Annotated in this window: 14 protein-coding genes; 1 reads left to right on the top strand and 13 read right to left on the bottom strand. The window is 50.9% G+C overall.

Annotated elements, in window-relative coordinates:
* Positions 1 to 32 precede the first annotated feature (32 nt).
* Entirely contained in the window at positions 33 to 2,189 is a 2,157-nt protein-coding gene (locus tag IPH59_04185; GenBank protein MBK7090911.1) for a tetratricopeptide repeat protein, read from the top strand.
* Between the two features lie 6 nt (positions 2,190 to 2,195).
* Here IPH59_04185 and IPH59_04180 read toward each other — a convergent pair whose 3' ends face one another.
* The 13 genes from IPH59_04180 to IPH59_04120 all read right to left on the bottom strand — a co-directional run bounded on the left by IPH59_04180 (position 2,196) and on the right by IPH59_04120 (position 15,376).
* The gene (locus IPH59_04180) at positions 2,196 to 3,188 is read right to left on the bottom strand and encodes a GGDEF domain-containing protein (GenBank protein ID MBK7090910.1); all 993 of its coding nucleotides are present in this window, start codon (positions 3,186 to 3,188) and stop codon (positions 2,196 to 2,198) included.
* Complete coding sequence (locus IPH59_04175) at positions 3,172 to 4,083, bottom strand: tyrosine recombinase XerD (protein ID MBK7090909.1); 912 nt, start codon at positions 4,081 to 4,083, stop codon at positions 3,172 to 3,174. Before IPH59_04175 ends, IPH59_04180 begins: the two co-directional genes overlap by 17 nt.
* Position 4,084: 1 nt before the next feature.
* On the bottom strand, positions 4,085 to 4,726 hold the full coding sequence (locus IPH59_04170) for a ComF family protein (protein MBK7090908.1): 642 nt from the start codon (positions 4,724 to 4,726) through the stop codon (positions 4,085 to 4,087).
* Positions 4,727 to 4,884: 158 nt separating this feature from the next.
* Positions 4,885 to 5,433 (bottom strand): tetratricopeptide repeat protein, encoded by a 549-nt coding sequence (locus IPH59_04165; GenBank protein MBK7090907.1) that lies wholly within the window; start codon positions 5,431 to 5,433, stop codon positions 4,885 to 4,887.
* A gap of 79 nt (positions 5,434 to 5,512) precedes the next feature.
* Positions 5,513 to 7,750, bottom strand: a complete 2,238-nt coding sequence (locus IPH59_04160) for a bifunctional (p)ppGpp synthetase/guanosine-3',5'-bis(diphosphate) 3'-pyrophosphohydrolase (protein ID MBK7090906.1) — start codon at positions 7,748 to 7,750, stop codon at positions 5,513 to 5,515.
* Between the two features lie 2 nt (positions 7,751 to 7,752).
* On the bottom strand, positions 7,753 to 8,076 hold the full coding sequence (locus IPH59_04155) for a hypothetical protein (protein MBK7090905.1): 324 nt from the start codon (positions 8,074 to 8,076) through the stop codon (positions 7,753 to 7,755).
* A 16-nt stretch (positions 8,077 to 8,092) separates the two neighbouring features.
* The gene (locus IPH59_04150; protein MBK7090904.1) at positions 8,093 to 8,782 is read right to left on the bottom strand and encodes a glycosyltransferase family 9 protein; all 690 of its coding nucleotides are present in this window, start codon (positions 8,780 to 8,782) and stop codon (positions 8,093 to 8,095) included.
* The gene (locus IPH59_04145) at positions 8,779 to 9,516 is read right to left on the bottom strand and encodes a glycosyltransferase family 2 protein (protein MBK7090903.1); all 738 of its coding nucleotides are present in this window, start codon (positions 9,514 to 9,516) and stop codon (positions 8,779 to 8,781) included. Before IPH59_04145 ends, IPH59_04150 begins: the two co-directional genes overlap by 4 nt.
* 4 nt (positions 9,517 to 9,520) lie before the next feature.
* Positions 9,521 to 10,693: a glycosyltransferase family 9 protein gene (locus tag IPH59_04140; protein MBK7090902.1), complete on the bottom strand. Its 1,173-nt coding sequence runs from the start codon at positions 10,691 to 10,693 to the stop codon at positions 9,521 to 9,523.
* Positions 10,635 to 12,515 carry an ABC transporter ATP-binding protein gene (locus tag IPH59_04135; GenBank protein MBK7090901.1) on the bottom strand — a complete coding sequence of 627 codons (1,881 nt, stop codon included), beginning with the start codon at positions 12,513 to 12,515 and terminating at the stop codon, positions 10,635 to 10,637. Before IPH59_04135 ends, IPH59_04140 begins: the two co-directional genes overlap by 59 nt.
* A 77-nt stretch (positions 12,516 to 12,592) precedes the next feature.
* Complete coding sequence (locus tag IPH59_04130) at positions 12,593 to 13,333, bottom strand: hypothetical protein (protein ID MBK7090900.1); 741 nt, start codon at positions 13,331 to 13,333, stop codon at positions 12,593 to 12,595.
* 3 nt (positions 13,334 to 13,336) lie between these two features.
* Positions 13,337 to 13,981, bottom strand: a complete 645-nt coding sequence (locus IPH59_04125) for a site-2 protease family protein (GenBank protein MBK7090899.1) — start codon at positions 13,979 to 13,981, stop codon at positions 13,337 to 13,339.
* A gap of 123 nt (positions 13,982 to 14,104) precedes the next feature.
* On the bottom strand, positions 14,105 to 15,376 hold the full coding sequence (locus IPH59_04120) for a Glu/Leu/Phe/Val dehydrogenase (GenBank protein MBK7090898.1): 1,272 nt from the start codon (positions 15,374 to 15,376) through the stop codon (positions 14,105 to 14,107).
* Positions 15,377 to 15,378 lie beyond the last annotated feature (2 nt).

The raw sequence follows: 15,378 nt of genomic DNA, 5'->3' as shown, positions 1-15,378 counted from the left end.
ACGCCTAATCGAAGCGCGAGGTAAGATTCCCAATGCCGGCTCAAATCAAGCCATCATCACGGCTCTACGAAAGCTGCAAATGGCCGGTGGGTATCTTTGCCGCAGCTCTCATAATTCGAATTGTCAATCTGACATTTTTGTCCGCTAACGATCCATCGTTCTACTACCCGCAGGTTGATTCGTTGTGGCATCACTCGTGGGCGCTCGACATCCTGAATAACAGTTTCTGGGGGAGCGAGGTATTCTTTCGAGCGCCACTCTACCCCTACTTTTTGGCGTTTATCTACGCGATTTCCGGCGGAAGCATCTTCTTCGCCAAAGTCGTTCAAGCCGTTGGCGGCGCCATTATCTGCGTTCTAATCTATCAACTTGGCAAGTCAGCTTTCACGGAAACTACCGCTCGCATTTCGGGGCTGATTGCGGTGTTTTACGGTCCGTTAATTTTCTATGAATCGGAACTGCTGCTGGAATGGTTGGCGATTCTCTTCGCACTGACAATGCTCTTGGTTCTATTGCGTTCTCGCGAGTCAGTATCTCTGCAAAGCGTGGCATTTGCCGGACTCCTTGGCGGACTTTCGGCAATCACCCGCCCGAATATTCTGATCGTGTTTCCTCTGATTGCTTTTTGGATAATCGCAACCAATGCTCGAGTTGCTCCACTGCGTCGACGACTACTCAGTGCCGCCGTATTTGCGCTTGGAGTCATCGCCTGTGTCTTGCCGGTCACAATCCGCAACTATGTCGTCGCCGGCGATTTCGTCCTAATCTCATCGCAGGGCGGCGTGAATCTCCATTTGGCCAACAATTCCGAAGCTGACGGCTTGACCATGGTGATGCCTGAGATCAACTTGAACCTTTCTATCCCCTGGTCGGAGTTTGTAGACACGACGACCGCCTATGCTGAATCAGGCGTGGGGCGTACTCTGAAACCCTCCGAGGTCTCGGAATTCTGGGGTGATCGCGCGTGGAGCTACATCCTCGAACATCCAGTCGATTTCCTTTCATTGACCGGTAAGCGCATCGTCTATCTGTTCTCGGGCTTCGAAAACCCGGATCAGGCCGACCTGTATCGCTTTAGCGAGAACTCCCCTATTCTTGCTGTTACCGTATTCGATAGATTCATCACGTTCCCTTTCGGAATAATTGCGCCGTTGGCATTGATTGGAATTGCTCTGGGATGGCGGGAGCGCCGAAGAATTTCCCTGCTTTACATTTTTCTTCTCGGCTACATTCCGACAATCGTGCTTTTCTTGGTGACTTCACGGCATCGCCTCGCCGTCGTCGTGATTCTGATTATCTTCGCTGGCTATACTTTGGAGCGGGCTTGGCAAATGTGGCAACGGAATAAGCGAGTTGCTTTGGCGATCCTCGCGATCAACTTCGTAGCCTTGGCTGCCTTACTAAATCACAATTGGTTTGATTTGGGCTATGACAATCCGGCGCAATTTCACTATCAGCGCGGACTCGTCTTTGAGAAACAAGGAGATCTGAATTCCGCAATCGCCGAGTACCGCGAAGCGACCAAATACCAGCAATTGCCAGAAGCGCTCAACAACCTCGGCTATGCTTTGTCGAAATCAGGTGACATGAACGGAGCCTATCAGACTCTGCATCAAGCTATTCAGTCACGCCCCAATTATACCGATGCGATAACCAACTTGGGGTTGTTGTTCTTGAATCGCAATGAGCTTGACAGTGCTGAATTCTACCTCAACTTCGCACGTCGAAGCGATCCTAATCTCCCACAGGTGTACCTGAATCTTGGCGATCTCCATCAACGTCGCGGAAATGCGGCCGAAGCAGAGTCAATCCTTCAAATCGGAATCGCAACAGCGCCGCGCTTCGTGCCACTCTACAATTCATTGGCAAATCTCTATCTCAAACAAGGCAGAGACAGCGAAGCCCGGCCTTTGCTCGAACAAGCAATTGCCATTGACCCTGCCTATGCGGCCGGTCATGTCAATCTTGCGAATATTCTCTTGAATGCTCAGGACTATGTCTCAGCGAAGCGCCACTATCAAGCGGCGATTGGAATCAACCCCGGGCTTAAGCCGGCGCACATGAATCTCGCACTGCTTTACTTGCGAATAAACCAGCCAGATTCCGCGAGATCGTGTTTTGAAGCTGTTGTGAAAATTGATCCGAACGATCGTCAGGCACGGGATGCTTTGCAGAAACTGCCTCGCTAAGGCAGCCTAATACTTCTTCCTACGTTCAATAACATAGTTTGAGCCGGTTAGAGATTTGATGTAGCTCTTGAGATCCGCCAGCATATGCGACATCTCACCCAAATGCGTGAAGCTGTCGTTTGCGATTAAGACTGCAATGGAGATGGTCATCAACCCGTAGATTTCTTTCTCGCCGCGGCGATTAGTTGAGATGATTTGCTTGCGGTTGCGATCGTCCTCTTCATATCGGGCGGGAATGATGCGGTCAAAGATCTTGATGATATTCGAGCACACCGGGTCGACCTGCTCTGTCGGCAGCAGAAACATGAAATCGTCTCCGCCGATATGCCCGACAAAACTACTTGGCGTCAAGTCAGAAACAACATCGCGAATGATGTGCGCGACCAGCCTGATGGTCCGATCACCGTAGACGTAACCGCGATAGTCGTTGTAAGCTTTGAAATTATCAATGTCGAGATAGCAAACCGCAAATTCTTCGCGGGCTGCCAATCGATTATTGATCTCTTGCTCAATCAAGATCGGTCCCGGAAGTTGCGAAGTCGGATTGACACCAATGTCCCTCTGCGTACGATCACGTATCATCTTCACGCGCAACTGAAACAACTCACCATCCCAATCTCCCCAAAGGTAGTCGTCGGCTGCCGATGACAACCCCAGCTTGATCTGCTCCCGAGTCGGGTTCTTGTGGTAGATGATTGTCGGTGCCGTTGCCAAGGCCATGTTCAGATCGATCTGACGGACCAACTTCATCGCCTGGTCAAGACTCTTATCAACGCTGATAAGCACGCAATCGATCTGATGGCGATGCGTGATCTTGAACAGGTCCGTCATTTCTTGAAATTTAAAGATAATCGTATCCTGCCAGCCGGGAACGCCGAGAATTAACGAAGCAGCGCTGCCAACCTCATCGTAAAGCGCGATGCAGTTCTGTGCGGGATGTCGGAGCCTTGGTTTTGGGGGATGGACAAATAAATTCTGTTTGTCAGCCGTCGTGGTCACGATTTTTCCTCTCGCGCGGATGGAATTCCAGGTGCACAGACTTTAAGTACGACCGATTTAGCTGAGTGTAAATCTGCGTAGTACTTATATCGGCATGCCCGAGCATTTCCTGTACAGCGCGCAGCGAGGCGCCGCCATCGACCAAATGGCTGGCAAAACTGTGGCGAAATGTATGTGGTGTAACGTGTTTCGTGATTCCGGCTTCGGTAACTCGCTTTTTGACAATGTTGAACATTCCCATCGCCGAAAACTTGCGACCGAACCGATTCAGAATCAGGATATCGAGCGATTTGTCGTTGGCAAGCGCCGGTCGCTCCTCCTCCATGTAGCGTCGAACGTAGTGTACGGCCTCTTCCCCAATTGGAACAATTCGCTCCTTCCCTCCTTTTCCAGATACTCTCAAATGACCAACTTCTAAGAAGAGATTTGCTGTTGTGAGTCCGATCAGCTCAGAGATCCGCAGTCCCGAACTGTACATAATCTCCATTGCCGCCCGGTCGCGTAACCCATTGCGTCCGTCAAGCTTGACAGAACTCAACACTCTCTCGACCTCGTCAACCGACATCACGACCGGCAAGTTTCTGTACAATCTGGGAGATTCAATATGAAGTGACGGATTGAGCGGGACAATTCGCTCCCGTACAAGGAATCGAAAGAAACCGCGCAAAGACGACATCCGTCTGGCGATTGACGAAGCCGATAAACCGATTCTTCCAGCATATCCGAGATAACTGATTATCGCACCCTTGTTAAACTCCCGCCATGACTTGATACCGAGCGTACTGGCAAATTCCGCAAGCTGACTGAGATCGTGCCGGTAAGAGATTACACTGTTCGGCTTAAGATTCTGTTCAAGTGCGATATGATTGAGAAACAAGTCGATTTCTTCGAGCATCTCAGAACTCTTCGCTCATGAGCGCATACAAGGCGCTCGGCTCAAGACCATCCTCCAGCGCCATCGCCAATGTCGCAGCGGCAACACTGGCTGCTCCAGAACTGAGCAGCGTTACAGACGCCGAATTGAGCGTCGCCCCTGATGTTGTTACATCATCTACAATCAAGACCCGCTTGGATTTCAGTCTGTCCAAGTGTTCGTGAGGTATCGAAAATATCCCACTGACATTTTGGTATCTGCCTTCCACAGTTAGACCGATTTGATCCTTGTTCGGCTTCGATTGTACTAACGCGCCAACCTCGAATGGAACACTTATCGCTGACGCAACCTCTCTGGCAATTATCGCAGTCTGGTCAAATCCCCGTCGGCGTTCTTTGCTCTTGTGAATCGGCACCGAGCACACCATGTCGATAGCACCGACGTGCGGAAACTGTGCCAATTGCTCTCCCAACATTCGACCCAGTAACTTTCCCAGGCCGATCTTGCCTTCATACTTGTAAGCCTTGATCAGATGTGAGAAGTGATCGTCATAAATCCCAAGCGAGTAGACCCACAACAGCGGAGTAACTCGACGGCAGTTTGTGCAGTGTACTTGCGGATCAGAAAGAAAACTGCGACAAAGCGCGCAGTGCGGCTGTGGCATTATGCTCAGGGTTACGCGGCAGGAAGGACACAGCCAGATATTGTTCTCTTCTCGCTCGAAGCTCTGACGGCACACTTGGCATACTGGTGGATAAACAAAATCAAGCAGATCGCGGAGGAGGTGCTTTGCCCGAAAATCGTGTGTGGTATTCAACGTCCTTACATAGACTGGAGTTGTTTCCGCAGTGTCTCGGCTTGCGGGCTGTTTGGCGCCAATTCCAAATACTTTCCCCACCACAATTTCGCGCCTACGGTGTCGGCAATCCCGAGCGCAACTACCCCCATGTTGAAAGTCGCGATCAAGTGGTTTGGCTCCATCGCCAATGCCCGCTTGAATTGGAGGACAGCCTCTTCGTCTTCTCCAATTCCGTGATAACACGCCCCGAGGTCGACCAAGATATCCGGGTGCAACGAGTCTAAGGCCAAGGCGCGCTCATACTGCTGAATCGCCATCGGATACTGGCCGTTGTCCATGAAACTGTGCCCGCTCTTAACTATCTCATCGAAAGTGTTTCCCACCGGTGTTGTTGTAGATTGTAGGGTCTGCGTGCCCGCGGGCGGCGTATTCACCGGTACTGTGTTCTTCTTTGCGGCTACCCAGACATTGTATACGACTGCCACGATGACAACGACGCCGATGATCGCGGCATATTCCCATCGCCTGCGCTGTATTGATTCTTTCTGCGGTCTCGCCTGTTTGACCCTCATCAGCGCATCATAATTCGCGCCACAACTCGGACAGAATTTGTGATCGCTGCTGCGTGGAGCAGAACACCGTGGACATTTGTCAGTTGGAATTTGATTCATTGGGCTCGCCTTGATCAGTTTCGCCGCCGAATACGCGATCAATCTTGATGACTCGCGAAATCTTCTTGCGAATCGCCGCGATCACGCGGTTCAAATGGCTGATGTTCTTGATTTCTATTACGAAATGCCCGGTAGCGATAGCCTCTTTCGAAGACAACTCCGCACCGCGCACTTCTGCGTCGCAATTCGCGACTACTTCCGTGATATCGTACAGTATATTCTTGCGATATTCAACAACAATCGCCAAACGCACCAGGAAACTTGCCTCGCCGCCGACATCCCAAGAAACTTCGACCTTACGTTCCGGTTCCTGGGCAGCAATGATAGCATTGACGCAGTCAGCGCGATGAATTGACAATCCTCGTCCGCGCGTGATGAATCCGACAATGCGTTCTCCCGGCACCGGCTGACAGCAATTCGCAAACCGGAACATCATATTCCCCATGCCTTCAACGCGAATCCCCTTGCCGCCTCTGGCCTTGTCGACGAACTTCTTTATGATCGAGGGCTTGCCTTGCGTCTCTTCCTCTTGCGGGAAGAGCTTGGACATCAGGCCTCCGAGCGCCAGGTCGCCCGAGCCGAGCTTCGCCAACATCTGCTCAGATGACGTATAGGACAACGCCATTGCGGCATCATCAAGTTGTTCTTCCGAAGGATACTTCAGCTTGCGCTTCTTGATCGCCCGTTCGAACATTTCTTTGCCAAGAGCATAGGACTCGTCAAAGCCCTTTTGCTTCATGTATTTTCTGATTTTTGCTCGCGCCGAAGTCGTTTTGCATACTTTTAGCCAATCGCGCGATGGCTCGGCATGAGGTGAAGTCATAACTTCAACTTCATCACCCGATTTCAGCACCGTCTCAAACGGCACCAATCGACCGTTCACCTTGGTCCCGACGCAATGCACTCCGACGTTGGTATGCACGGCAAACGCAAAATCAAGTGCCGTCGCTCCCAAAGGCAGATGCTTCAATTCGCCGTTCGGCGTGAAGACGAATACTTCGTCATGGAACAAGTCGATCTTCAGGAATTCCATGAACTCCTCGGGATTGGTCATGTCCTTTTGCCAGTCAAGCACTTCTCGCAGCCACGAAAGCTGACGATCTGATTCTTCGAGAACGTGCTTCCCTTCCTTGTAGAGCCAATGGGCTGCGATTCCGTACTCGGCGACATAATGCATGGAAGGGGTGCGAATCTGAATCTCCACCATTCGTCCGTTTGGACCGACGACTGTTGTGTGCAGAGACTGGTACATATTCTGCTTTGGTGTTGCGATGTAATCATGGAACCGATCGGCAACCGGCGTCCACATATTGTGAATCACCCCGAGAGCGTGGTAACAATCCTTCACCGTCGGCGTTACGACTCTGATGGCGATCAAATCATAAATCTCTTCAAACGGCTTCTGTCGCTTGACCATCTTGCGATAGATCGAGTCGAAGTGCTTTGCTCTTCCTGTAATCTCGACTGCAACGCCATCGTCAGTGAGTGCCTTGGTTAAAGTCTGAACAATATCCTGGATGTAGGTTTCACGCTCTGAGCGTGTCAGGTCGATGCGCTCCATCAAGTACCGATAGACATCCGCCTTAATATATTTCAGCGAAAGATCTTCAAGCTCCCACTTTATCTTCGCCATTCCGAATCGGTGCGCGAGCGGCGCATATACATCGCGCGTCTCAGTTGCTATTACTAACTGCTTCTCATGCGGCAAGTACTCAAGCGTTCGCATGTTGTGCAGACGATCAGCCAATTTTATCAGAATGACCCTAATATCATTTGCCATGGAGATGAGCATTTTGCGGAAATAGTCCGCCTGATTCTCGGCGCGGCTCTTCATCTGATAGGCGCCAAGTTTGGTCACGCCATCGACGAGCGCCGCAATTTCCGGCGAAAACTCGTGCGCAAGCTCGTTGATCCCAATGTTACAATCTTCGACGATGTCATGCAGCAATCCCGCTGCAACGGTGTCGCCATCGAGATGCTGCTCGGCCAGAATGAATGCGACATTCAAACAATGCTCAATATATGGTTCCCCGGAAGCCCGCTTTTGTCCCTTATGCGCCCAGTTGGAAAACTCGTACGCTTTGCGGACAACGGGGATACTTATATTCGCATTCATCGACTCGATATGAATGATGAATTCGGCAAGATTCATCATCCCGACCGGAAGTCGATAACGCGTTAGATTATCGGTGACATTTGGAAATATGAAGCGTTCCACTCTTACTCGCTGCTTGCTTTTGATTTGATATCGGCTGATAGATGCGATATGATGAATTCCGCTACCGGCTCAATCGCGATACTCGCCATCAGCGCATTCGCATCACCCTTACTATCATCTACACTTGGCAGGAACAGTTTGTTTGCACTTCCTCGCGGTCCCCATCGCATTGGCGAAAGCGTCGACTTTGGCGGATAAATCCCCACTGCAAATGTACCAACTGCCCCGGCGATATGGATCGGCCCGGTACTTCCGCTTACAACGAGTCGCGCTCGCCTAATGATTCCCTTGAGTTGCGGTAAGTCGGTCCGACTAGCAAGATTCACAACCTTATCGCCAAGTTTACCAAAGGAATCCTGCAATATCGCTGGATTCGAGCGCAGAGCCGGTCACGACCACTTTGTGGCCAACGCCTGCAAGTTTACTGGCAAGTTCCGCATATCGCTCAACCGGCCAGTTTGGCGCAGAACCATGAGATAGAGGATGAATCAATACATAGTGCTCGCCTTCGTCAATTCCCACCTGGGCAAGCAATCGGTTCGCATTCACTTGCTCGTCAGGAGTGACTGTTATCTGCGGTTCCAGGCGCTTCAAGTTACCGTAACAACCTTCGACCAATTCGTAGTTGAGATCCAGCTCATGTTTGCCCGAGTCTTTTCGATGCAACTTGACCCGTCGGTTTAACAAGAAGCTGTATGCGCGGCGACTGGTCCCGATTCGAATCGGAATCTTTGCCAAGTACAATGCCAACGCCAATGACAACCGCGGATAGAAGAACACCGCCTCGTCAAAATTCATCCGCTTCAGGTCTCGAGCCAATGCGTTCACTTCGTTAAGATTCTCCAGCGATCTATTGGAGATTGCAACTACGTTATCGAGATACGCTTCACCTGCCAATAGCGGCGCAGTGTACTTCGCAGCCAAAAGGGTGATCTCCAGTTCAGGTTGCACCGTCTTAAGCGACCGGGCGACCGGCAATGTCAGGATCAAGTCACCAACGGCGTCCGTCCTGCATAAAAGCACTCGCTTCATTGATTTCGCAATTCCCACAGCTTGGCATACTTGCAGAAGACGTGAAACGACGATAGCGCTGCCAAAATGAATCCTGCCATCCCATCGAGAAATCCGCGCTTGAGAATGTACATCTTCACCCAAATAGCGATCGGCTTGACTATTAGGTAGTGCCAGCGAAACTTCTTATCGGCTTCGAACAACATCTTTGCAGACAGAGCGGTGTACCTGTCGAGCTTAGTTAGGTAGTGAGAGATATTTGGATCAGTATAGTGAAGGATGTGCCCTTCTACCCTTCCCACTGACCCACTGACGTCCACTTTCTCATGTACCTCATTCGGTGTAAATCGCGCCTTGTCGCGCCGGAACAATCGTAGGATATAATCCGGATACCAACCCGAATGCGTTATCCACCGCCCCAGGAATTCCGATTTGCGATTGACCAGCCAGCCGTCGTGATCACCCTTCTCAATGCAGCTCAAAATGCCTTTGCGTAGTTCCTCGTCCACTACTTCGTCTGCATCAATCGAAAGTACCCACTCCCCGGTTGCCTGCTCCAGCGCCATCTGCTTGGCAGCGCCAAATCCTGCAAACGCCGAAGTGATCGTCCGGCAGCCAAACTCGGCTGCAATCGCCAATGTCTTGTCAGTCGACCCCGAGTCGTTGACAATGATCTCGTCAGCGAATCTCACCGACTCCAGACATCGGCGAAGATTCTGCTCTTCATTCTTTGTGATTATGATTACCGATAGCATTGCGCTACTGGACTTTCTTCAATACTGACAGCGATGACAGATCAGAAATGAAATTGTCTACCGCCGCCGAGAGCTGCTCAAAGGTAATACCATCAACACTCTTCCAGTCCGGTGAACGTACAATCCAGACGCGCTTGGAATAGGGATACCAGCGCGAGAAGTTGAAATTGTTGCCGTTGTACATCGCCAGTAACGGCACATTCAGGTTGGCCGCGATGTGACAAATCGAAGTATCAACTGAAACGACTGCCTGAAAGTAGTTCATCAGAGCGATCAACTCCATAATCGACACACCTGATGGTAGAAGCGACACATTCTCACTGCCCGCTTCAAGCGCAGTTCGCGCCAAGCGCTCCTCGTTCGGAGCATACGAAATCAGAAATTGCAGTCGCGGAAATTTGCTGGACAGCACGCCTACCAGCTTCACAAACTTATCAAAACTCAATGTCCTATCCAGTTTACCTGCGGAAACATTGAGCATGATTAGAGCATCAAATCGAAGGTCGCGAATCTGCTCAGCCAACTGCCGTCCACGCTCTTGTTGTTTCTCGCTCAGCGCGATTTTGCACTCGGTGACTCCGTTGGCCAGCTTGATTCCCAGTGGTTCCAAGGTCGCCCGAAACATCTCAGTAATATGCAACTTGTGAGCGTGGTTCATCTTTTCCAGGGTGTAGTAGTCATAATACTTCCGGAACGATTCTTTTGCGATTCCAATCCGATAAGCTCGCGGTGCGCACAACATCGCAATCACCAGCGAAGTTACCGACGTTCCTGTCATCAAATCGATTACCGCATCGTAGTTGCATTTGCGGATTTCCCGCACTGTCTTGATGATCTTGGGAAGAGACTTGCGCCAGATATGTACTCGGGCAACTGCCGCATCATGCTCGATGATCTTGTAGTTCACTGCCGATGCCAGCACCCCGATCGAGATGTCGCGGCGGTGATACCGAAGCGTGTGAATCGTCGGCAGTGTGACAACCATGTCGCCGATCTTGTCCTGGCGCAGGATCAGAACACTTTTCACGGATTGCGGATTGAGTGGCTTGTTCCGCCTCCGGCTTGGCCCTGTCAGCACTTTCAGAAACAGCCAGATGAACAGCCATTTGAACTGTATCTCAATCTCTTTTAGGAAGCGCGCCAGTCGCGGCGCCTTGCGCTCCAGCTTCTGCTGCATTGTTCCTCTCAAATTGGAGATCATACAAATGGCGGTATACTCCGTTCATCCGGAGCAACTCTTCGTGACGCCCGCGCTCAACAATGTGTCCGCCTTGCATCACTAAGATCAAATCGGCATGGAGTATCGTCGACAACCGATGGGCGATCACAATAGCCGTTCGGCCTTTCATCAAGTGATCAATAGCTTCCTGCACCAACCGCTCCGAATGTGTATCCAGCGCCGAAGTCGCTTCATCAAAGATCAGTATCTCTGGATCCTTCATCAAGGCTCTGGCGATCGCCAATCGCTGCCGTTCTCCGCCTGAGACCATCATACCACGATTGCCGATCACAGTGTCAAATCCGTTGGGCATCTCCATCACGAAATTGAATGCGTTTGCTGCCTTGGCTGCCTGCTTCAATCGCTCTTCATCCACGCTGCTTGCAGGATAGGCAATGTTGTTCTTCACGCTATCGTTGAACAGTATTGTCTCTTGTGTGACAATGCCCAGCAACCCGCGTAGTGATGCAAACGAGATATCCGAAAGTTGATGTCCGTCTATCGTAATCGAGCCGCTGTTCGGGTCGTGGAAACGGCAAAGCAAGTCCACCAGTGTCGATTTGCCGCTGCCGGATGCGCCAACCAATGCCACAATTTGCCCCTTCTTCACTTTGAAGCTAATTTCCTTTAATACCGCTTCGCCCGTATTGTATTCGAATCCAACTTTGTCGAACACAATTTCGTTTTCAAACGATTTGATCTCCACCGGCTTTGCTGCCTCGACAACCTTAGGTTCAGTATCAAGCAGATCGAAAATTCGCTGCGCAGCCGCCATTCCTTCATTGATCTTGACATGAACGCTCGACACTGATTTCGCCGGCGCGATAATCGAAAACATTGCGAGTACATAGAGCATTAGATCATTCGCTTGCAGCAAACCGTGTCCGAATACCTCGCGGCCTCCCCACCAGAGAACAACCACCACTGCCGCGACTCCCAACAACTCATTGATCGGTCCCGAAACGAGGCGCACTCGATTGATCTTCAGCATAGTCCGAAAATAGTACTGCGTCCGCTCCCTGAATCTTCCGATCTCCCTATTCTCCGCAGCATAGGCACGCACAATTCGAATTGCGTTGATTGTCTCTTCCAATGTGCTGGAAACGTCCGAAATCGCCTCCTGCGCCCGTTTGCTGTAGCGTCGAATCAGCTTTCCCACCTGATAAATTGAAAGAAATATCAATGTCAGCACCACAATCGTGACCAGCGTCAATTTCCAACTGACGGCCACCATAATGCTCAGAAACACCAGTATCTGCAGCGGGTCGCGGAATAGGTTATTGATCGTGTTATTCAGTGTCTCATGAATCTTCGAGACATCATTGATAGTCACCGAGATCAAGTTACCGGTGCGGCTGCGGTGAAAGTACGACAGTGATAGTTTCTGAAGATGTTCGTAAATCTGGTCGCGAAATCGCTTGGTTATTCCCTGCTCGACGTACGCTGTAAAGAAACCCTGCAGGAACAAGAACAGGTTTTTGGCCAGCGTAATAATCACCAACGCAAAGCACAAATTGCGCAAGTTGGCTTCGTGGTCGTCGCTCATCAGTAATTCTGCCGTGATTCGATTCAATTCCGCTCGCCATTCGTCCAATAGACTCAGGCTAACGGCTGGATCTGCTGCTGGTGTCGCGATTCCCGAACCGAATAGGAGTCCCGGCAGTGCGCTTGCCAGATACACCAGCGCTCCCGACGTTAGGCTATACAGTAGAATGCACGCCAACGACACCGCCAGATGCTTGCGGTATGGTAGAAAATATGAATAAAGGCGACGAATCATCCGGTCATTATACTCAATTTAGTCTTAAGAATGCAAGTTAAGGCGACGGGCGAACGATGTCAACTTCCGGCGGTAGGCTATTGGCTAAGTCCGGTCAGCAAATTGGCGAGGTCTTCGCGAGTCAGCACGACTGACGATTCCGGTATCTCCAAAGCAAACTTTTCATCAGGAATCTCGCGATTGAAACTGCTGTTCTGAATCTCGATATTGGCTACAAACGACCGGTCGCGTGACTCCAGTTTGATGTTCTGAGCACGCAAATTTGGAAATCCTGCCTGAGCGCGCAACTTCGAATCGAACCGAAAAGCATGCAGCGAGTCAACCATTCTAACCTGGAAATTCTTACCGCCCTTCTTGAACTGCGTAATCCACATTCCACTGTCGGAGATTTCGTATCTTCCCCGATAGAACGATAGCAACAAGTTGATGATATGTTTCGATTCGCTCAATTCTCCCGATTCCAAATCGTCGACGAGTCCTCGAAAATATCGCTTTTCTCTCGGGAAGTAGCATTCAAGTTCATTGCCCCTGACAACCGCTTTGAAAACGGCCGAACCCAGAAATCCCCGGACATACAGCGATAGCTCGTCCTGCTTGCGGCTGAAAATCTCAACGCGAAAATCATCGATTCGCCGATCGCGCTTGAGCTTGACTCGCAAAAGTGCCGCATATGTTCTCAACTCGCTCGCATGTCGCGTCGAAATCTCGCGATATTGATCGATCGCAGTTCGACCTGTCGGTAACGTACTCTGTGCCGCACAACCGCCGACCGCAATTGCAAGACCAACGATCAACGTGATGAGTCGTCGCCAATTCAATTTCTATGCCAGTGGATAGCCGGTGTAAAGCCACACCGCTGTTTTGACAAAGGGACCAATGATCGTCCAGATCGGCGATATCGGCATGATGAACCCAAGGAATATTACCCCCAGAAGTACCATTGGGCCGTAGCGTTCAAGGCTTATGGCAAAATTCTCATACTGCGGCGGCAGAAGCGCAATCAACACTTTCGATCCGTCGAGTGGCGGAAGCGGGATCATATTGAAGAACGCCAACGCACAATTGATGAAGATCATCATGTAGACCATTTGATACGCAAGCGCTGTATCCTGCTCGCCCATGCCTACAAACGGCAAGAGGCGAAAAAGCACGGCGGCACCAGTCGCGAGTATGATATTCGAAATCGGTCCTGCCAGACTAACCCAAAGCATCCCTTGACGCCAATTGCGGAAGTTGGCAGGGTTAACCGGCACCGGCTTCGCCCAGCCGAATCGAAATCCCGAAGCCACCATCATTACTAATCCCATCAGATCAATGTGGACAATCGGATTCAAGCTCATCCGGCCGAGCAATCGCGCCGTCGGATCCCCCAGTTTGTTAGCCGCCCATGCGTGTGCAAATTCATGAACCGTCAATGATAGAAAAAGTATCGGCAGCCCAATTAGCGCCTGCTGCCAGTCAATCAAGTTATCTCCTCCATTTCGCTCTATATAATACGAACTCCGACCCTTTCGTTCCCCATAAAAAATGACGGCCAACTACTTGGTCAGCCGTCAAGATTAACGCTATCAACGCGCTCATGTTACGAATTATGCGTAAACTCCGCGCAGTAGTATCACATCCACTACCCGCTTGATTCCTAACATGAATGCCGCCACGCGCATGTTAACTTTGTACTGCTCGGAAACTGAATAAACATCATTAAAGGCCGCCACCATCGCGATTTCAAGGCGACGATTGACCTCATCCTCCGTCCAGTAGTATCCAATTCGATTCTGCACCCACTCAAAGTATGACACAGTCACGCCGCCGGCATTACAGAGAATATCCGGAATGATGAAAACACCCTTCTTTTCGAGAATCTTGTCTGCTTCCGGCATTGTCGGTCCATTCGCACCCTCGGCGACGATCCGAGCCTTGACACTATCCGCGTTTTCTCCCGTAATCAGATTCTCCAGAGCCGCCGGCACCAGGATTTCGACATCCAATGCTACCGCTTCTTCATTGCTAATCGGTGTCGTGCCAGGAAAGCCGACAACCGAGCCTGTCGCTTTTGCGTGCTCAATCAAACGCGGTATATCGAGTCCTGCCCTGTTCATCACTCCGCCAAGGACATCCGTAACAGCCAGCACCTTCACGCCCATACCATGCAAGAGCTCCGCCGCAATCGACCCAACATTACCGAAGCCAACAACTGCAGCAGTCGCTTTCTTGATATCCATCCCTAGCGCTTTGTACGCTTCTCGCACCGTCAGCATCAGACCTCGGCCGGTCGCTTCGCGGCGTCCATGTGATCCGCCGATCAAGAACGGTTTGCCGGTCACAACGGCGGCTTCAGTGTGCCGAACGTGCATCGAATACGTATCCATGATCCAAGCCATGGTCTGTTCATTGGTATTAACATCAGGCGCCGGAACATCCGAATTGGGACCGAAAACGTCCAGCAGGTCCGCTGTATAGCGACGCGTCAGGCGCTCCAGTTCACCTTTCGAGAGCTTCTTGGGATCGACGGTGATTCCGCCCTTGCCTCCTCCGAACGGAATGTTCACCACAGCGCACTTCCAAGTCATCCAACTCGCAAGCGCCTGAACTTCATCGAGGGTAACATTGGGATGAAATCGAATTCCACCCTTTGCGGGCCCGCGTACAATAGAATGTTGAACGCGATATCCCGTGAAGACCTGGAATGTCCCGTCATCCATCTGAATCGGCAATTTGACTATCACACTCCGCCGAGGTTGCTTCATGATCTCAACCAGGGCAGGATCGATCTTCAACAACGCAGCAGCCGTGTCGATCTGATTGAGCACATTCTCAAAGACAGAGAGCGGCACGTCTTTGGACTTGATCTGACCTTGCATTA

This window comes from bacterium (assembly GCA_016708315.1).
Taxonomy (GTDB): Bacteria; Zixibacteria; MSB-5A5; order CAIYYT01; family CAIYYT01; genus JADJGC01.
Note: the sequence above shows the minus strand (reverse complement) of the source record. Positions and strands in the feature narration are given on the sequence as shown.